General features: G+C 65.2%; 12 protein-coding genes and 5 pseudogenes. 13 read left to right on the top strand and 4 right to left on the bottom strand.

Annotation, left to right across the window (positions count from 1 at the left end; genetic code table 11):
- From IF89_RS42895 to IF89_RS41180, 7 genes and pseudogenes are all read left to right on the top strand, one after another.
- Positions 1–345 (top strand): annotated as a pseudogene (locus tag IF89_RS42895) (transposase); the annotation flags it as partial.
- Between the two features lie 1,178 nt (positions 346–1,523).
- The gene (locus tag IF89_RS0132800) at positions 1,524–2,003 is read left to right on the top strand and encodes a hypothetical protein (protein ID WP_030775877.1); all 480 of its coding nucleotides are present in this window, start codon (positions 1,524–1,526) and stop codon (positions 2,001–2,003) included.
- A 2,637-nt stretch (positions 2,004–4,640) separates the two neighbouring features.
- Positions 4,641–5,840 (top strand): low temperature requirement protein A, encoded by a 1,200-nt coding sequence (locus IF89_RS42900; RefSeq protein WP_158718008.1) that lies wholly within the window; start codon positions 4,641–4,643, stop codon positions 5,838–5,840.
- 1,979 nt (positions 5,841–7,819) lie between these two features.
- Positions 7,820–8,167: a hypothetical protein gene (locus IF89_RS0132815; RefSeq protein ID WP_030775880.1), complete on the top strand. Its 348-nt coding sequence runs from the start codon at positions 7,820–7,822 to the stop codon at positions 8,165–8,167.
- A gap of 112 nt (positions 8,168–8,279) precedes the next feature.
- The gene (locus IF89_RS46365) at positions 8,280–8,426 is read left to right on the top strand and encodes a hypothetical protein (RefSeq protein WP_158718009.1); all 147 of its coding nucleotides are present in this window, start codon (positions 8,280–8,282) and stop codon (positions 8,424–8,426) included.
- A gap of 12 nt (positions 8,427–8,438) precedes the next feature.
- A complete protein-coding gene (locus IF89_RS41175) occupies positions 8,439–8,840 on the top strand; it encodes a hypothetical protein (protein ID WP_051807991.1) in 402 nt (133 codons plus the stop codon).
- A 217-nt stretch (positions 8,841–9,057) separates the two neighbouring features.
- Positions 9,058–9,987 carry a hypothetical protein gene (locus IF89_RS41180; RefSeq protein WP_158718010.1) on the top strand — a complete coding sequence of 310 codons (930 nt, stop codon included), beginning with the start codon at positions 9,058–9,060 and terminating at the stop codon, positions 9,985–9,987.
- Positions 9,988–10,104: 117 nt separating this feature from the next.
- Here the strand turns inward: IF89_RS41180 and IF89_RS0132830 are convergent, their stop codons facing one another.
- Positions 10,105–10,611, bottom strand: coding sequence for a transposase (locus IF89_RS0132830; RefSeq protein ID WP_234327967.1), 507 nt, complete (start codon positions 10,609–10,611; stop codon positions 10,105–10,107).
- Positions 10,612–10,626: 15 nt separating this feature from the next.
- Between IF89_RS0132830 and IF89_RS49770 the strand changes: the two are divergent.
- The 6 genes and pseudogenes from IF89_RS49770 to IF89_RS0132855 form a co-directional block, all read left to right on the top strand.
- Positions 10,627–10,821: pseudogene (locus tag IF89_RS49770) on the top strand (IS21 family transposase); the annotation flags it as partial.
- Positions 10,758–11,210, top strand: a pseudogene (locus tag IF89_RS42905) (ATP-binding protein); the annotation flags it as partial. The pseudogenes IF89_RS49770 and IF89_RS42905, both read left to right, overlap by 64 nt.
- A gap of 303 nt (positions 11,211–11,513) precedes the next feature.
- Positions 11,514–12,320, top strand: coding sequence for a hypothetical protein (locus tag IF89_RS0132840; RefSeq protein WP_158718011.1), 807 nt, complete (start codon positions 11,514–11,516; stop codon positions 12,318–12,320).
- Positions 12,305–13,564 (top strand): NUDIX domain-containing protein, encoded by a 1,260-nt coding sequence (locus IF89_RS46370; protein ID WP_158718012.1) that lies wholly within the window; start codon positions 12,305–12,307, stop codon positions 13,562–13,564. Before IF89_RS0132840 ends, IF89_RS46370 begins: the two co-directional genes overlap by 16 nt.
- Before the next feature lie 73 nt (positions 13,565–13,637).
- A pseudogene (locus tag IF89_RS38675) lies at positions 13,638–14,955 on the top strand (UDP-glucose dehydrogenase family protein).
- A 189-nt stretch (positions 14,956–15,144) separates the two neighbouring features.
- Complete coding sequence (locus IF89_RS0132855) at positions 15,145–16,356, top strand: hypothetical protein (RefSeq protein ID WP_030775894.1); 1,212 nt, start codon at positions 15,145–15,147, stop codon at positions 16,354–16,356.
- A 129-nt stretch (positions 16,357–16,485) separates the two neighbouring features.
- On the opposite strand, the gene IF89_RS49775 is transcribed toward IF89_RS0132855, so the two are convergent.
- From IF89_RS49775 to IF89_RS49780, 3 genes and pseudogenes are all read right to left on the bottom strand, one after another.
- Positions 16,486–16,611: a hypothetical protein gene (locus tag IF89_RS49775; RefSeq protein WP_420706995.1), complete on the bottom strand. Its 126-nt coding sequence runs from the start codon at positions 16,609–16,611 to the stop codon at positions 16,486–16,488.
- A 651-nt stretch (positions 16,612–17,262) separates the two neighbouring features.
- Positions 17,263–17,568, bottom strand: a complete 306-nt coding sequence (locus IF89_RS46375) for a hypothetical protein (RefSeq protein WP_158718013.1) — start codon at positions 17,566–17,568, stop codon at positions 17,263–17,265.
- Between the two features lie 294 nt (positions 17,569–17,862).
- Positions 17,863–17,979, bottom strand: a pseudogene (locus IF89_RS49780) (IS5/IS1182 family transposase); the annotation flags it as partial.
- Between the last annotated feature and the right edge of the window lie 495 nt (positions 17,980–18,474).

Consider the following 18,474-nt stretch of genomic DNA (forward strand, 5'->3'; position numbering starts at 1 on the left):
CCCGGCATCGGCGCCGTGCTCGGAGCAGAATTCCTCGCCGCCGTCGGCGGCGATCTGGGCGAGTTCAGCACCCCGGATGCCCTGGCGGCACTTGCCGGCCTCGCCCCCGCACCACGAGATTCGGGCAAGGTCACAGGCAACCTCCACCGGCCGATCGCCTACCACCGCCGGCTTCAACGGGACTTCTATACCTCCGCGCTGGCCAGCGTCCGCTGCGATCCGAACTCGCGGAAGTTCTACGACCGCAAACGCGCCGAAGGGAAGAAGCACGTCCAGGCCGTGCTCGCCCTCGCACGCCGCCGCGTCAACGTTCTGCGGGCCCTGATCCGTGACCGACGATGCTGGACGGCTCCTCGGGGTTCCCCTCAAACGCTGTCTGACCGGCGGACTGGATTCGGTTCCGTCCGTGATCAACTGGAGGCTCCACTCCAAGACGCCCTGGTTGCAGAGATTGGAAAAACATCGAAGTGAGAATAGCTGGCGAACCTGCAGCTCCCCCCTTTACCCAAAGCCAGTGATCGTAAGTGCTCACCCTATCGCGCGCAGGACGAGGGGCCAGGCCAGTGAACAGCCTGTACGCGTCCACGCCACACACGGCCCAATATTTATTCATGCGAGGTCAGCTACATGTCGGGCAAGCCAATTCGCAAGAATCCCAGAGCTCGCTGCAGCCAATCTGCCCTCGAGGGGCGCCACGCTCGCTAAAGCTCAGCTAGGCAGGTACCTCTGCTTCCAGGCTTCCTGCTCGTGGCGGGCCTGGCGAGGACTCTGTATGACTGGCTCTACGTGGGCGGGCCTCGGCCTCACTGCCTGGTGCCTGCTCTACTGCCTGGTGCCTGCTCTGCATTCCCATGGGGCTGCTCTGCGGCCTCGGCATCCGGCACGGCGAGGAACAGCTGCGCCGCAGACGTGGGAACTGCACAGGCCCCCCTTTCCTGGACCAACGCCAACACTGACGGAGAACACCGGTGACGCTCGCCGAAGACTCTCCACCGCCCAGGTCATTCCTCTCGCGCAGCCCGCTTCGGCCTCTCGCCATATTTATTGAGGCTCTCGCCACCTTGCCTGTGGCGGAACGCCACCGGCTCGACGCGCTGCACAGCGTTGACTGACTGACACTTGGGACCGGCGGCCTCTCCGATGTATGTCAACAGCTCACTCCCGGTGTGGCACGCGGCCTCTGCTCGTATGAAGCGGGGCTCGGACACCTCCGCTTCCACCTGACTTCACCCCGACCGGATCCCCCTGGTCAACCTCGTCGAGCGATGCTTCCGAACTCACCAACGAGCAGATGCGACGAGGCGTCCATAGTCCGCCCAGGCCCTCAAGAGAATATCCGAGACTGGATCGCCACCTGGAACACGGACCCCACGCCGTACGTATGGACCAAACCGGGGACAAGATTCTCGACGCCTCGCCTCATGTCTTAAAATAATTTCCGATCAGAAGGCTAGCTGGCTGATCAGACGCTCGACTATGGTTACGGCGATCGCGCATAAGTGACGATATGGAAGGATGAATATATGAAAAAGATTGCGTTCGGTTCCGTGCTGGTGGCGGTTGCCGCATCTACCTGTTTAATCTCCTCGGCGTGGGCCGAGGGGACAGAACAGCCTAAGAGTGTGCCGCTTGTCGATGTATCACTATCCCATGGCAGGCCATTTGACAGCAGCCTCACTATCCAGCCTGACGGCTCCTGGAAGGTCTATCACCTCGACGCGCGCGACGCCCCGTTCGTCTGGGACAAGGGCCAGCTTTCCACATTGCAGCGCTCTGCTCTCGCCGCCTATGTCAAGGCCTTCCAGGAGAAGGAGGCCGCCCTCCCCTCCCGCCCTGCAGAAGGTTGCATTTCCGAGTACCAACTGACCGTCGGCAAGGGTAGCGGAGCCACCACGCTCAAGGGGTGCCTCGACAAAGATAAACTGAACTCTAGTCTGCCCAATTTTAACGCCGCAGCCAGCCTGCTACTCAAGGCCACGACATACGACGACGCTACCGTCTGATATGAACTCACCCGGGTGATGGGGTCGCGTTCTCGCTCTGAAGACTGGACGGCACGAGCCGGATGAATCGAGAGGTGCATGTCCGGATCTATGAGGACCGGGGGCTGAGATGCCAACGGTGCTCGCCCTGGCGGGTGGTGAGGGTGTCGGTCTGTCCGGCGCCCGCCCACTCGGCGTCCCAGGTGGTGGTGGCGGTGACCGGGTAGGCCGCCGGGGCGGTCGGCGCTGTTGCGCCGGTGGGAGTGTAGCGGGGTGGCGGCGGGTGAGGGCTCAGCGTCGAACAGCTTGACGCACTCCCAGCTCCGGCCACACCTGATCGACGGCTGCCTCACCGCCACCGGCCTGACCCTCGCACCACCGACCCACCCTGGGAACCTCAGTAGGTGGCATGGTGGCGGGGGACTGCGACGCCGACGGCTGTGAACGGGGCGGTGAGCAGGGCGTACTGCTCGGCTGGGAGCGGGGCGGGTTTCCGTACGGCCTTGGCTGCGATCACGCAGACGGACTTGGCGTCCGAGTGAAGTCCCGCGCGGTATGCATTGAGTTCCTCATATCCCGAGGGCGTATCCCCCGCAATGTTAGCAGCATGTGAAGGGAGCATCACGGTGCGTTCCTACCCATCCGGCTGCGCGAAGCCTGTATTTGGCATAGGCATGATTAGGGACCAGTTGGTGGATGGCCGAACGAGCCTCCGAGTCCGCACAGTGCTTAGGAGCAATATCCCCCGTTCCTACACCTGAAGGAAGAGGTTAGCTGTGTTGTCATTTCTGCTGCCACGGGGGGCATCGGTTCGGAATCCGCTCAGGTGGGCTCTGACCTGTTCTACCGACAGTAGCCGCATCGCGACCGAAGCAAGTGCAGATTAATGGCGAGGGGTGCCCACTCACGCTGGAATTCGTTTATTTTCGCACGCACCTAGGGCTGACATTTAGACTTAGGCGCTATTAGCGGCGCTCCGCAGGAAATACTTCGGCGCATCCTTCCTCGGACTCGGTGCCCCTTACGGCTGAAATTGAGGCCAAGCAAGGAACCTAGCGTAAGGGCTGGCGCAACGACCGCTCAAGGGCGGCTTCTGAGGACGTTCCTCTCGGGTAGAGCATGGAGCATCTGCTACCGTCTGAAATGCTAGCTTGGGGGATTCGTGAGCAACTGCGGAACACCTCATCTACCATCACCCAAGGCCCCAGAAGCTACCGCCTACTATTCACGGATCGAGAAAATCAATGAAGCTATCAAAAGGCCTCGCTAGTGTGGCCGTATCTACTGCAGCGATATCCGCTGTTTCGGCACCGATCGCCTCGGCAACTGATTCAAGCGCCTTGCATGTGGCGCCGTCCGTTAATAGCGGCGCTCTGCAGGGCGTGGAACTCAGCAACCTGCGATGGACGCCGGTTCATACTATCAGTGGAATCACTTACATGCTACGGGTCTCCAGCGACCCCGAGGTCGAGCCCGGCGGGGTTTTTTTTCTTTACAACCCTGACACCGAGGCTAGTGGCGGCTTCTTCCTAATTGGAGGCGATGTTCCTGCTCGAACTGTCCGCAGCTGGCAGTCTGCCGTCTTTCCCGCCAACCTGAGCGTACGGAAGACGGAAGTACGCTACGGCAGTCCGCAGTCCCCCAATGACGCGCGAATTGTAGCAAGTGTCACCAACGGCTGGATTAGCGGATAATATTTCGCCTCGACTGGCCCGCTATAGGAAGATCACACGGTGCGAGCAGGCGCAGCACAACTCTCTTAGCCCGTTTCGTACGCGCTGGGGCGTCCACTGGACTCCTCTTGATATCGCTGCTCATGGTGATCACCTGCGCGCTGACAGCGGGTGTGCCTGGCGGTTGCTGATCGCCCTGCTTCGATTATGAAGCAGGGCGTCCCGCCGCCGATGCCGATTGAGAGCTGGCGTGCGAGGTCGGCCGCCGATGAGGTTCTGCACCGCCTCGAGGACGCCGGCCTCTTCGACCGCGCGGTCCTCCCCACCGCCACACCGGCGCGTTAAATCGACGATTCCCGGCTGGCTGCTGCCGTCAATACAATCGCCGCAACGAGCGCGCAGCCCCGCAACTTCTGCCCATCCTGGGGGCTGCCACAACTATCGCTGCTACAACCCTCGCCTTCGCCCGCGGCAAGTCCCACTCCAGATCTAGGCGTGACGACGCTGGCAGGTCGCCGAAATGGCGGTGGAACCTATTATCCGGCATCTGTGGCCTGCCGTACAAGCGCACCCACGCCCGCCGTCCCACTGGTCGAGTGCAGCCCCTATACCCATACGCCGGTTGTGCTGAACTCCGCTCATATAGGGCTCAAGAGAGCCCTACCATATCCCGACGTAGCCTCAAAAAAGTCTTATATCTGCCGGGTCGATTCATCTCGGTGTCTCAGCGACAGCAACTTGCAGTTTGCTGACGAACCCTTGGAATCTAGGTCGAATGTCCGGCGCGCCTGGCACAATGAACTTGTCGTTCGGCGCGAAGGCGACTTCCAAGCGGGTGAATTCTAGGAGTGTGTTCAGGATGGAACGCTCGGCCGGAGGTCTACTCATTTCGTATTGCATCCATATGCCGTAGCCTTAAGCGGATCGCAATTGAAGTTACTGACAATGCGACCCCTTGGTGATGGCCAACATTAACGCTTAAGCGTTGTCCAGCCACGCAAAATCTGATCATGGTACGCGGCGCAAGACGGGGATTATGGGAACGACACAAGGCGGGGCTCTGCCGACGCATGAAGCACGCCATGCCGCTTGGCTTGAACTCTTTTTCGACCTCGTTTTCGTAGCTATTGTAGCGCAGTTCTCACATGCGCTGCATGGCGATCCAGGACTTCGGGATTTCGGACTCTTCTTTGCCTTATACCTACCGGCTTGGTGGGCCTGGGTAAATATCACCGTTTCGGCGAACCTCTTCGGCAGCGAGAGCCCTAAATTGCGCCTGCTGGTGCTTTCGGCCATGTTCTGTCTCGCCGCTATGGCCACCTCGGTACCAGACGCCTTAGGTGACCGTGCCGCCGCATATTCCCTTGGATATGCAGGAATCCGGTTTGTCCTGCTGGCGCTGTGGTGGCCTGCCACACGGATGGCAGGTTCACACCGTTTGCCCCGCTGGAGGCCTATTTCGTACTACCTTCTTTCTGGGATCTTTTGGGCCCTCTCGGCTTTGCTCCCACCGCCCTGGCAGTACGGAGCTTGGGCTGCCCTAATCGCCGCCGAAATCGTCCTGCTGCTGGCTGCGACGGGAGCGGGACTGCCGGGCCAGCTTCATGTGGGTCACCTGATGGAGCGCGTAGGATTGTTCGTCATTATCGTCCTTGGCGAATCAATTATCGCCTTGGTGACCTCAACGGATCACACATGGAGCCGCCATGGAGAGGCGGTCGCGGTACTGGGTTTTATCTTGTTGGCCGCACTGTGGTGGTCGTATTTCGACTTCGGCACAGCTGCCGCAGGGCCAATGATGACGCAACAGGACTCTATCCGGATCTTCCTGTTAGCGCGAGACATCGTGGGGTTCTTACACTTCTTCGTAACTGCCGCCGTGATCGCAATCTCGGCAGGTTTGGGGACCGCGGTCGAGGAAGCAGGCCACGGTCGGCTCTCCCCCGGTGCCCTATGGGCACTGGCTGGAGGACTTACGCTCTATCACGCGGCCCATGCTCTGATTGCTTTGCGTTTGGGTCGACGTCTCACAGACGTCGCCTGTTGGGCCCTGCCGGGCGTTGGTTTCCCGCTCCTGCTAGCGCTACTCGCTGACTCGTTTCCGCCTTGGCTTTTGCTACTTCTGCTCGCTGCAGAAGCTCTAGCGCACTTGATGTATGCGCGAGGCGTCATGCGCCGGGCTTAACGCCCTGATACAGGTTGGCGGTTAGACCCTCGGGCGGTCAATCGCTGGTCATGATTTCGTATTAGGCAAGCCGCATTCTCAATCGACAGCAATGGGGGTATCCGCTGTGGCGTCATGGACCGCAGGTCACAGGGTGACGGCCCGTTGGAACACCGGCCCGTTGAAACACCCTCCTGGCGTGCAACGCAGCTCCGACGATCAAGGTGACCTCTCCGTCACCCCAGTCGCCGGAGCTTCGATGTGCCGTGAGTAAGCCTTCGAACACCTCCCTCAACGGCGGGAGTCTGTGCTTCCGGTCCTTCCTGATCCGACTGAGTCCTTGCGTACCGTTTTACGCATCAAGAAGCGTCAGGACCTCAGCTCCGTTGGAAAATCCCGATGTACACCTCATGGGAGGTATAACTTGACCGGCAACAGGAACAAACGTACAGCTCGCATCCAGTTCGCCTCCGAACAGCACGTACATGTCGACTACTGCATTCCCTACAACCGTTCCCTGACCGTTAACTATGTTATATTCCCATGAGGCTCCGCTGGTGCGGTCACTAAACACCCAGAGAGTAGTGTTCTGGCAATTCCCCTGAATCTTCTGATTTCCATTCTGAGGGAGTGTGCTTCCTACTGCGGGAGTGGTAGCGGCGTCGCCGACGCCTTTTGCGAAAGCCACCTCCAAGTTGCTGTTATTGCATACTGAGAATTTGGGGGGTGCGGGGTCGCCTGCGTAGGACGGCAGAGTTCCGAGTCCCAGGATCCCTATTGCCGCAATTGCGCCGAAGGTAGTTTTAAACGCGAAGGACATCAACTTATCGCCTTTCCGGTGGGGCATCGGCATACGGCCGTGTCCACGACGTTCCCAGATTGCGGGTGCTCGAACCACTTACCCGTCGGCCTCGCCCGATGGCGGGTTCTAACACTTCGATTATCAAAACGACACTCTTGGCCGGGCTCTACGACCCGAGGGGGCCCTCGCCCATGAAAGGCAACTTGCAGCGGAGGGCGGGGCTGACACAACGACCGGGTGATTACGAGCTCTGAGTGCATCGGCGGGACACCTAGCGGTAGCCGACGAAAGGAACTAATTGGCTGGCCGTCCCCACCCTCTCTCTAGCTACATCCCGTGACCGCGGTGCTACGATTCGCTAGGGGCTCGTTTCCTTCTTAACGAGTGGCGTACGTATGTCAGCACTGCAAACTTGTTGGGTGCACCCTCAGTATGACGAGAATTGGAGAACGTTCAAAGTCGAGATGCCGCGTTGGTGTCAGAGCTTCAGCGAACCGGACGCAATGGGTCTTGCCGGGGCGGTATCGAACACGGGGATGGTGAAAGAATCGCGGGGCGTGCTGGGAGCTGGTACACGCAGACGATCTACCGGGTTGAGCTGGAGAAACGGCGCCGCCCTGGCTCCTCTGCCTTCGAGACGCGAAACCTGGCCGACTGGGGTGCGGATTCTCCCGGCAGGCTGATCACGCAAGCCATCGAGCTGACGGCGCCGGCCCGGCAGGTTCTCGAGAACCTGGGCAGCCCCACGGAACCCGCCGCCCACGCCTGGGCCGTGCCGCAGGCACGGTCGGCGCGGACCGGCGCACGCCGGCGGCGAGGCCGCAGGGCTGCGGGCCGCGCGTGCTCGGCGGCCCCGGCGGGGCTCCACGTGGCGAGGTGGGAGGCGGCGGCATGCCGACCAAGGCGCCCAAGGGCTGTTCCTCGGCGGATCCGCGAGAACGTGGTGAAGAACTTCCGCGACACGCTCAGCGGCGGCCCGCGTTTGAATCTTCGGCGCCTGCGCAAGACGGTGGTGATCGCCCACCAGCGTCAGCCCGCCAGCACACGCAGGCCACCCACGACCAGGTCTACCTGCTGCCGGATCCCCGCACGCGGGCCGAGGCCGCTCCGGTGATCGCGGACGGCATCACCGCTGCCCTCAACCAGGCCCGCCCCTCCTTCAAGGCCCAGATTCAGCCGCGGCGACGCCGAGGGCACGATGGAGACGGTCACCGCGGGCTGCGGTGACTACACGCACAGCCCGTTCAGTGAGGCCGGATCGCCCTGCCGGGCCTCTTTCCTGCTCTGCACGGCCTGCCCGAACGCGGTGGTCACTCCCAAGCATCTGTCCCGCCTTGCCTATCTCCATCAGGTCCTGAACGGTCTGCGGAGCGTGCTGCCCGAAGACGTGTGGGAGCACGACTGGCGTGAGCACTTCGCACGGCTGACGGATCTGAGGTCGCTGCCCGATTTCACCGCAATCGAATGGAGCGATGCCCTGGCGGCGGTGACGGAGCAGGACCGCGAGGCCATCGACCAGCTTCTGCGAAAGGGGTTCGACGCATGACGCTCGCCCTCCAGCTGCGCGTCACGCCGTCGGCGCCGGATGCCTGGATCGTTGACCCGGACACCGTGCCGGTCGAGCGGCGCAAGCTGATCCCCCGCTACGGGGACAAGCGGTGGTCGGTTCTGGCGCTGCCCAGAACCCGACGGTCGCCGACGACTTCATCTACTGGTCGTGGCTTCCCGAGCCGCTGCGGGAGCCGATGAGGCATGCCGCGTTCTGCCTGATCAACTATCCGCTGACCATGGGTTTCGTGTTTTAGCACGGGGCCCCGATGAGGTCCAAGCTCAGCTCGGGGCGGATCTACAAGACGGTCCACCACTGGTCGATGTTTGCCCAGTGGCCGGCCGACCGCGGGATCACGCAGTTGTCGGCCGTCACGCAGGACGACCTGACGGAGTTCGCCTACTACCTGGGCAAGACTCGGTCGCTGGCCCGCAACACCGTCCAGAGTCACCTGATCACGCTGTCCCGGCTGCACCGCTTCGGGGCCCGGTTCCTGCCCGGCACGCAGCAGCTGGTCGAGCCGCCCTGGATGACGGAGGGCGTCGATGACTACCTTCCCGCCGCCTCTTCGAAGGGCGAGAACGGCTACGAACCGATCAGCCCCGACGATGGGGCCCTCTGCTGGTCTGGGCCCTGCGGTTTGTCGAGGACTTCGCCGGTGACATCTTGAACGGCATCGAGGAACACCGGATCCGGTCCGCGACGGGCCGGGCTCTCAGGCGCCGGGCACGGCCCGGCGAAGCCGCCGCGTTCGGCGCCTACCTGGAGTCGTTGGAGGCATCGGGAGAACCCATCCCGGTGGCGGTCGGAGAGCAATGGGGGAGAACGCGGTCCCGGGCGTCTTCTTGGCGGCGAAGGCCGGAACACCGGTGAACACGGTCTACAACGTGCTGCACTACCCGCGCTGGCAGCACTACCTGCAGATCAACCCTGGTCCCTGTCTGCTGGACACGCTGGTCACGGCCACGCTGGGCGGTCAGCCGTGGCAGGAGCCCTTCGAGTTCGCGAGCTTCCCCACCCTGTTCAAGCACCTGGTCACCGCCTGCTTCATCGTCCTGGCCTACCTGACCGGGATGAGGTCGGCGGAGGTGCTGGTACTGGAAAGCGGATGCTGCCCCGAGCCGGAAGGCCCGCAGGACGGGGTCCAAAAGCACCTGATCTATGGTCGCCAGTTCAAGGGCGCTAAGGACGAGGACGGCAATCACCTGTCGGCCGGCGTCATCCGTGAGGCCCCCTGGGTGGCCAATCCCCAGGTGGTCACCGCGGTCAGGGCGCTGAAACGGTTCGTCGGAGACGACGAGATGCTGTTCGCGGCCGTCAAGCACGACGCCCGCACGGTGAACGTCCGCGAAGGCCGGTCTCTGAGCCTGGCTACGATCAGCAACCGCGTTGAGGGGTTCATCGACTGGGTCAACGACTACGCCGAGAGCCGGGGCTGGGACAGTGAGACGATCCCGGCCGACGACCTTGGACGCGTCGGCATCGCCCGGTTCCGGCGCACGCTGGCCTGGCACATCGCACGCCAACCGGGCGGCCTCGTCGCGCTCGCGGTTCAGTACGGCCACGTGCGGACGCTGGTCAGCGAGGGCTACGGAGCCCGGTCTCGCGGCGGAATCCACGACCTGATGGACTTCGAGACGGCCCGGTCGGTCGCTGAGCATCTGAGCGACGTCCACGAAGCCCTCCAGGACGGGTACGGAGTCTCCGGTCCGGCCACCCGCCGACTGATCCATTCCGCGGCACAGGAGCACGAGCGGTTCGGGGGAATAGTCACCCCGTCCGGCAGGCCCGCAGCCTGCTGGCGGATCCGACGTTGAACGTCTTCGAGAACAAGCGGGCCTACCTGACGCGTAAATAGCACCAGGTCAGGGTGGGTGTGGGCAGGGTTGTGCGCCCGGTGGCATTGTGGCTGCCGGGTGGCTGGCGCTGTCGGGTCAGGCTGTGGTCTCCATCGGGTTGAGGGTGACGGTGTAGCCGAGCTGGTTGAGCTGGGTGATCGCGCGACGGGTGGCCCGTTCAGTGTCGCGCTGGGTGAAGTAGGAGCCGCCAAGCTCGGCGTAGGGCTTGTGGGTGGTGAGCATGTGCCAGATCGCTGTGATGATCGAGTGCTCGACGGCGACCAGTGCCCTGAGCGGGCCCCGGCGGGCGGTCAGGCGCCGGTAACGGGCGGCGAGGTAGGTGTCCTTGGTTCTCACCGCGCCGAACGCGGCGAGGCCGAGTGCCCCCTTGAGGTAGGGGTTGCCGGGCCGGGCCTTGGTGTTCTTCGTGCGGCCGGCGGACTCGTGGTGTCCGGGACAGGCTCCGGCCCAGGACGTGAAGTGTTTGGCGGAGGCGAAGCGGGTCATGTCCCCGCCGGTCTCCGCGATGATCACTTCGGCGGTTGCCTGGTTGATCCCGGGAATGGTGTCGAGCAGGTCGAGGGCGTCGCGGAAGGGCGCCATCGCCTCTTCGACCTTTCCGGAGCCCGCCGGATCAAGGCGAAGATGGCCGAGGCTGTCGCACTCTCGAAGCTCTATTCGATAGCGGAGGTCGACCGGGCACTGGGCACCGCCGCGGTCACCGCCCGCTTCGCGGACAAGGACCTAACTTCTGCATCTGCGGACCCTCCGGCACGGGAAAGCCGCACTTCACCGAGGCACTCGTACAGACCGCCGTCGAGGCCGGCCTGACCGTCGCCTGGTTCACCATCGAGGACCTCGGAGCCCTGGTCCGCCGCCATCGCGCAGACGACTCCATCGCCCGGGCCTCGCGAAGATCGTCCGATCCGACCTGATCATCGTCGACGACATCGGCCTGCTGCCCGTCTCCGAAGACGCCGCCGAAGGCTTCTACCGCCTGGTCGACGCCGCCTGCGAACGACGCTCGATCGCCGTCTCCAGCAACCTCCACCCCTCCGGATTCGACGAGATCATGCCCAAGACCCTCGCCACCGCGACCGTCGACCGGCTCCTCCACCATGCCCACGTCACCGTCACGCAGGGTGACTCGTTCAGGTTCACCGAGGCCACCACCGGCCAAGGGAGTGAAGCCCTTCAGCTGATCCACACCGACCAAGGGCGGGGAGATATCTGGCCGCCACCGGGGAAGTTCCACTGGCCGCCAGCGGGGAGAACTACTGGCCGCCTCTGGGGAGAACTACAAGGCCGTTGACACACCGAGGGTATTGCCATGCGGACCCTGAGTGAACCGCTTTCGTGAGTTGTGAGCCCCCTGCGAGCCCTCCCAGACATGCGGGCCCGGCGTGTGTGATGAGGGCACAGGCCGCCGCCGGGACGCCAGGAAGGGGCTTCCCGGCGGCGACCGCCGCCAAGGCGCCACGACTTCACGCTCGGGGGTGAACCAGATGTGCGGAATCGCAGGACTGGCCGGAGGCGACGCCGTCCGGCACGAGCAGACCGTCGCCGCGATGGGCGACTCCCAGCACTACCGCGGCCCGGACGGCACCATGCACGCCGCCGCCCGGGACGGACGGGCGGTGCTGGCCATGAACACCCTCCTCATCGTCGACCCGCAGGCCGTGCCCGGCCCCTACCTGGACCGGGACACCAGGATCCTGCTGGCCTTCAACGGCGAGATCTACAACTGGCGCCAGCAGGCCGCCGCCTGGGGCATCGAGATCAGCGAGCGGGAGTCGGACGCCCACTTCCTGCTGCGGGCCTGGGTCAAGATCGGACCGTCCTGCCTGGACGGCCTGGACGGCATGTCCGCCATCTCCGTCTACGACCCGCGGACCGCGAAGCTGTTCCTGGCCCGCGACCAGCTCGGGGAGAAACCGCTCTACTGGCGGCTGGACGGCGGTCGGCTCGCGTTCGCCTCCGAGGTCACCACCCTGACCGGCTACGGCCCGGCCCCGCTGGTCTTACGGCCGGAAGTCACCGCGATCGAGACCCCCGTCGGGGTCGACACCCCGTTCCAGGGCATCCAGCTGCTGGCCCCAGCCACGCTGCTGACGTTCGACGTCACCACCGGCTCGATCGACCAGATGACCTGGTGGCACCTGGAGGACCGGGCCCCGTTCACCGGCACCTACGACGAGGCCCTGGCCAGGTTCTCCACGATCCTGGCCGAGCAGATCCCGCTCAGGTCCCCGGCCTGCGACTTGCCCTCCTCCTCTCCGGCGGGCTGGACTCGGCGGTGCTGGCCTACCTGATGCGGCCCCCGGTCTGCGTCACCGTCCGCTACCCGGGTCAGGACCGCCTGGACGAGTCCTCCACGGCCGCCGTGATCGCCCGGAACGTCGGGGCCGAGCTGGTGGTGGTCGAGCCCGACCACACCGACTTCACCCGGGCCCTTCCGCACATGATGCGGGCCCTGGACTACCCGGTGGGGGACGCGTTCACGTTCTCCGAGCACATGGCCTACCGGAAGATCGCCGACCTCGGCCTTCGCGTCGTGATCAGCGGGCTCGGGCCGGACGAGTTCCTGATGGGCTACGTCCGCCAGGCCCTGGTCCTCTTCGGCCCCGACGCCGTCCTGAACGCCGGGCTGGAGGCATACCGGCCGCTGGCCGCCAAGCTCATGCACACCGCCGGCGAACCCCTCGACCCGGCGGAGGCCGTCACCCGGCTGATCCTGCGGGGCCCGGACCCCGACGGCCGCCTCCGCGACCTCGTCGCCGACGCGATGGCCCGCGCGGGCGGGGGACCTCGCCCGCGGCCTGACCCTGGCCGACTTGGCCACGGCCTGGAGGCCGCTGGTGATGACGAGCGACAAGCTCGGCTTCGCCTCCCCGGTCCCGGCCTGGCTCAACGACAACCTCGCGGCCTGGGCCGACTCCCAGATCCGCATGGCTCTCACCGACGCCCCGCCTGGATTCCGCCCCCTCCTCGAGGGGGGTTTGATGCCCGGTGGCCGGTTCGACCGCACCCGGATGCAGGCCCTCATGGCAGCCGCCTGGTTTTCGGACCAGACGGTGAGGGCTGCCGCATGACCCCCAACGCCGTTACTACGGTGAGGGGATGCACTCCGAACACCGCCATCGAGGAGCCGACCGCCGCCCGCGGAGCTGTCGCGATCATCACCAACCGCCGCGGAGAACTCCTCCTCCACCTCCGCGACGACCTCCCCCACATCGCCTGGCCCGCCCACTGGAGCCTGCTGGGAGGCGGCTGCGACCCCGGCGAGGACCCGGCCACCGCAATCGTCCGCGAACTCGACGAGGAAGCCGGCCTGGCCGCCGAGCTCCTGACCGAGCTGTTCGAGATCACCGACCACCGCGGCCCCGGGCAGATCATCACCTTCTGCGCCGCCCGCTGGGACGGCGACGAGACCCGCCGCCCACTCTCCGAGGGCGTCAAGCTCCAGTTCTTCGCCCCCGAGCACCTCGACATCCTCACGATCCCGCCATTCATCCGGGACGGGATCCACCGCTATCTGGCCGCCAGGCCCTCCTGACCACCCCGCCCTTCCGGGCGGGGCAAGGGTGGGGCCGCCCCCGGCGGCCCCACCCGAAGGGACGACCCCGCTCATGAAGATGACCGTCATCGGATGCGGCTACCTCGGCGCCACCCACGCCGCCTGCATGGCCGAACTCGGCCACGAGGTCCTGGGCCTGGACTCCGACATCGACAACGTCCACACCCTCAACTCCGGCCGGGCCCCGTTCTTCGAACGCGACCTCGATGGCCTCCTCGCCAAGCACACCGCGACTGGCCGACTCCGCTTCACCGCCTCCTACGGCGAGGCCGCCGACTTCGCCGACCTGCACTTCATCGGCGTCGGCACCCCGCCGCAGGCCGGCAGCGATGCCTACGACCTCACCCACCTCTTCGACGCCGTCCGCCGCCTGGCCCCCGGCCTGACGACCCCGGCCGTCGTCGCGGTGAAGTCCACCGTCCCGGTCGGCACCGCACCCCGCGTCGCCGAAATCCTGCGCGAGTACGCCCCTGCCGGGGACCTCGTCGAGGTTGCCTGGAACCCCGAGTTCCTGCGCTTGTCCTTCGGTCGACGACACCATCCGGCCCGACCGGCTCGTCCTCGGCTTCAACACCACCCACTCCTGGGCCGAGGCCCTGCTGCGGCAGCCGTTCGAGAAGATCATCGAGTCGGGGACGCCGACGATCGTCACGGACTGGGCCACCGCCGAGCTCGCCAAGGGCGCTGCGAACTCCTTCCTCGGCACCAAGATCTCCTTCATCAACTCGATGGCCGAGGTCTGCGAAGCCTCCGGCGCCAACGTCGCCGAGCTCGCCGACCTCCTGGGCCACGACCACCGCATCGGTCGCCACGGCATGCGGCCCGGCCTCGGCGGCGGCTGCCTGCCCAAGGACCTCGCCGACTTCATCAACCGCGCCGACGACCTCGACGCCGGCCAAGCCGTCGGCATCCTCCGCGAAGCCGCCGCCGTCAACGCCCGCCGCCGCCAGCGCGTCATCGACCTCGCCCGCGAGGAACTCGGAGGCGACCTGCGGGGCAAGCGGATCACCGTCTGGGGCGCCGCCTTCAAGCCCGAGACCGACGACATCCGCGACTCGTCCGCCCTGGCCGTCGCCCAGGCCCTCCACGACCTCGGCGCCACCGTCACCGTCACCGTCACCGACCCCAAGGCCCTCGACAACGCCCGCAAGCTCCACCCCGAGCTCGACTACGTCGAAGACCCCATCGCCGCCGTCGACGACGCCGACCTGCTGCTGCACGTCACCGAGTGGCATCACTTCACGACCATCGGCCCCAAGCGGCTCGCCACCCGGACCACCAGCCCCAAGGTCATCGACGCCCGCGGCACCCTCAACACCGACCAGTGGCGCGACGCCGGATGGATCACCCGAACCCTCGGCCGCCCCTGACCCAGGGACGAACGGGGACCGATTCTCGCGGGTCCCGCCGAGAAATGACACCGCAGAGGGCCGGCGCCTACTGGGCTGCCGGCCCTCTGCGGTGCTCCTGCCTGCCCGGGGCGGCTTGGGCCCCCGGGAAGGAGCAGGACCAGCAGGCGCTCCCGGCGATGTGTCAGCGACGCCCCTCACACTGGGCACATGACTCCGGGCAACAGGCTCTTCAGCAACGGCGACCTCGCCGACACCCTGAACCACAAGCTCGGCCAGATCGCGAACGCGGTCGCCGGAAGGAGTGAGAACGACCTGCTGGAGCTTCCGCAGGCTGACATCTACGAGACCCTTCGAGCACGGTTCATCATCGACCCCATCGTCCTCGACCGGGACGGCATCACCGCCGAACCGATCGAGGACGGCTATATGGCCACCCGCCACTTCGGCCTCAAGGTGACGACCGTGACCGGGGTCGTTCCCATCAGCGGAGACCAGGCCCTCCTGGGGCTCAGGCCCAACCACTACACGCACAACCCCCCGGCCGCGACGGTCAGGACCGGTGAGCTCAGGATCAGCTGGAGCGGGCCCGTCAATCCCGCACCGAGCGCCGTCCAGCAGGGCATCGACAAGCAGCTGCACGAGATCCAGCAGTGGCTCGACTGGAGCAAGGCCCAGGTCACCGCCTATGACGAATCAGCAGGTCAGCTGATTGTCAGCGAAGTGCAGGCCCGGAAGGAGAGGGCCCTGGCCAACCGCGGCCTGCAGGCATCGCTGGGATTCCCTATGCGCAAGCGCGCGGACGCGGACACCTACGCGGTCCCGATCACCCGCAAGAAGATCGCCCCCCGCCGAACCGCCCCCACCGCCCAGCCGTTCAAGCCGGAACCCGCCCTCGACAACAAGCAATACGAGGCTGCTCTGGAAGTGCTTTGGCACCAGCGGAACCAGCTCGAACGCGCATTCACCACGGTCGCGAAGATGGGGGAGGAGCAGATCCGGGACCTTCTCCTAGTCAACCTGAACGGCCACTTCGAGGGCCAGGCGGCCGGCGAGGTCTTCAACGCCGTCGGCAAAACAGACATCCTCATCCGCGAGGAGGACCGCCACATCTTCATCGGTGAGTGCAAGATCTGGCGCGGCCCCAAGACCATCACCGACACACTTAACCAACTTCTCAGCTACCTGACCTGGCGCGACACCAAAGCAGCCCTGGTCCTCTTCATCCGCTCCGGAATCCCCAGCGAGACCATCGCCAAGGCCCTCGTCAAGTTCCGCGAGCATCCGAACTACAAGCGTGAAGGGCAACAGCTGACCGGAGAGCGGCACGACTTCGTCTTCACCGCCACCAGCGACCCCAACCAAGAGATCAAGCTGGCCTTCCTCCCCTTCCACCTTCCCAAGCCGCGCAGCGACAGCTGACAAAGAAATGGGGCAGCAGGGTGGCTACCCTCCGGAACCAACGGCAGACGTTCACGCCAATCGCGGCACCCCTGAGTACGGCCACGCAGGTCCAAAGGCAACACGAACAGAGAACTCGTGTGTCCAGGATTAAGGGTCAAGGCCCGTCCAACCGGACAATTGGAGAATCGCCCGTTCGACCTGGCCGACGTCCTTCCAGGGGCCCTGCGTCTCGATGAGTTCGGCCTTGGCGGTGCCGTTCAGGGCCTCGGCCATCGCGTTGTGATACGAGTCCGCGACCGGCCCGCCGGAGGCAGGGGCGCCGATGTCCGCAAGCCGACCGGTATACCGGATTGACACGTATTGCGACCCACAGTCGCCCCACACCGCCTCTGGCCGAGGCGGCGGCCTGCGGCATGGCAGGGGTTGGGGCGGCCCGGGAGTACTGCTTCTCCCCCAGAGCGCTCGGTACCCCGGGCCTCACCCGAGCACGCCATACCGGCACGGGCTGAACAGAATCCTAGCCTCACCGTTTCCCTCGGCGTGAGACCAGTTGCCAGCCGGCAACGCGAAAATGCCATCTGAGCTAGGCTATAAACTTCCTGTAAGGTTTGTGTCGGTCCAGGTTGAAGGCACTTTCTGCGCGCAAGGTACCGGTTCGCGTCCCAGGCTTCACGCCTCGCTCACAGTTCGGGGCGGTGGGGCATGCCGGTGCCCGGCTACTGGCGGATCTGCGATGCCATTGGGCTGACCAGCCCTTACTCCGCAGCGCTGAGACCGCTTCGGCCACACACTGGCACGACTGTGGGTTTGGTCCGCTCTGACGGACATCGGAGATCGGGGGCTTGGGCCCCGGAAGGATGATTTTCATCATGGAGAGCAGGGGGAACGAGAGGGCGCGTTCTCGCCGGTTGTTTACGCTGGAGTTCAAAGCCGGGGTCGTCGAGTTGCCACAGTCCCATGTCCAGTGCGTCCAGGACGAGCCGGGTCTGCTTCGCGGTTGAGGCGGACCAGCCGACGATGCGGCGGGGAGGAGATATCCACGACGAAGGCGACGCAGACGACACCGGAGAACGTGGCGACGTGGGTGAAGCCGGCGACCCGGCAGCGGTTCGGCGCGCTGGCGACGAAGCCGCGGTCGACCAGGTCCGGCGCCCGGGGTGCGGTGGGGTCCGGGATCGTGGTGGTCACTCTTCCGCCGCGGACGGCGCCGGTCGTGTCGAGCTCGCGCATCAGGCGCTCCTCGGTGCAGCGGGCCGCGGTCTGGCCCTGGCGGTTCAGGTGGCGCCAGATCTCCTCGCGCCGCAGACGCGGTAGTTGGCGTCGTATGCCTCCTGGATCAGACCCATCAGCCGGGTGTCGCGGATGGTGCGTGCCGATGGCACCGCCACCCCTTCGCGCGCAGTCTGAGCGCCAGCTGTTTCTGCTCCCGGCTGAGATGACCGTGCCTGCCTTGCATCCGGATCCTCCTGTGATCAGCGACTACGCCATCTCACAGGACTCACTGCGCCGACCGGTTGAATCCGCCGCCTGAAAGGACGGAGACAGTTTGCACCGGCAGTCGCCCTCTCGGGTGACGATCAGCATCGTCACCCGTTCCGCAAGCGCATGCGGGACATGGAATACGGCACGATAGGAAACCAACAGAGCCCCAAGACTGCAGAGTTGAACTTCGACACCTCGCTCAACAGCCCTGGGGCTCTGCCCGTTTCACCCCCACCACCCCGTCACCCGAACGGTGACCAAGTTGAAAATGCTCAGTATCAAACCTGGACGAGCTCAGGTTTGGCCGCCACCTGCTTCGTATGCCAACCATTTGCGGGGCTATTCGGGGGAGAGACAGCCTCGGCACAACCTGGTGTCCTGATGACAACACCCGCTCACTCTGTCTTCTATGGGGTCGTCCTGTGTGTTCGTCTGCTGCTGTGCGTCGTGTCCGCCGGAACGGCGTAGCAGGGCTGCTTGTCCTGGCCGCTGCCGGCACTGTTGCGGGGGAGGGTGCGGGTGAGGCGTTCGCCGCTCCCGGCTCCCGCTCGGCCGCCGCAGCCGCGGCGTCAGCGGTGCCGGGTGCCTCCGGCACCGTGTCCGGTGTGTTCGCCCCGGGTGAGGAGGCCGGCGGCGCAGTGGATGCGCGGACCG

The organism is Streptomyces sp. NRRL F-2664 (genome assembly GCF_000719345.1).
Taxonomy (GTDB): domain Bacteria; phylum Actinomycetota; class Actinomycetes; order Streptomycetales; family Streptomycetaceae; genus Streptomyces.